The organism is Arthrobacter sp. 05L417, assembly GCF_056397865.1.
This window is the reverse complement of the sequence record NZ_JBFTOG010000098.1, coordinates 1-819: the sequence shown is the minus strand read 5'-3', so window position 1 is coordinate 819 and position 819 is coordinate 1. Positions and strand designations below refer to the sequence as shown.

General features: G+C 69.9%; 1 protein-coding gene. It reads right to left on the bottom strand.

From position 1 onward, the window contains the following. The coding region (locus tag AC1DJW_RS26470; protein WP_476902951.1) for a hypothetical protein at nucleotides 1-723 on the bottom strand (723 nt) is incomplete at its 3' end. Nucleotides 724-819: the final 96 nt, after the last annotated feature.

Genomic DNA, 819 nt, shown 5'->3' with positions numbered 1-819 from the left:
GACGAACGCTGCGGTTCCGATGGCGGTGAGGGAGATGGCGATGGTGGCGAGGCCAGTGACGGGGGCGGGCCAGCGGCCGGCACCGTATCCGAAGACCGCGGCGGCGATGATGGCTGTTCCTGCGGCGAGGGCAGCGTTGGTGGTGTCGAAGGCGGGCACGCCGAGGGGTGAGCCGAGGAAGAGGATCACGGTGAGGGCGGCGAAGAAGGCCAGTGGCGTCGTGGGTCCGGCGAAGAAGGCCAGGGGTTTGGCGGGGTTGAGGGTGGTGAACCAGCCTGCGAGGGCGGCGGTGGCGGCGATGGTTGCGAGGAGGATCGTGAACCAGGTTCCGAGGGCCCCGGGTGGGGTGCAGCCGGGTACGGGGGTGTGGTTGGCGGTCAGGGTGGCGATGGTTCCGGTGACCCCGGCGGTGGCGTAGAGGATTTTCCGGACCGGTGCCAGGGCGCCTAGGTTCAGGGCTGTGGTGAGTACGCCCAGGAGGGCTCCGGCGCTGAAGGGTTCGGCACCGGTGGTGGACAGGGCGGTGGCTGCGGCGGTGGCGGCGACGAGGGCCGAGGGGAATCCGGGGGCCCGTCCGGGGGAGGTGAGGCGCCCGAGGACTCCGTTGCCTTTGTTGCTTCCGGCGTCGGTGGGTTTGGTGTGGAGGCCRCCGGTGACGAGGAAGAGGACGACGGTCACGGCGGCGAACACGGTGAGCAGGGGCAGCAGCGCAGCGGCGTCCATCGGTGGTGTCCTTTCATTGAGGGATGTTCCGTCTGGGGTTGAGGTGTTCCCTCGTTTCCTGGCCGGGGCTGCGTGTCCGGTCCCGGTCGTCGTATG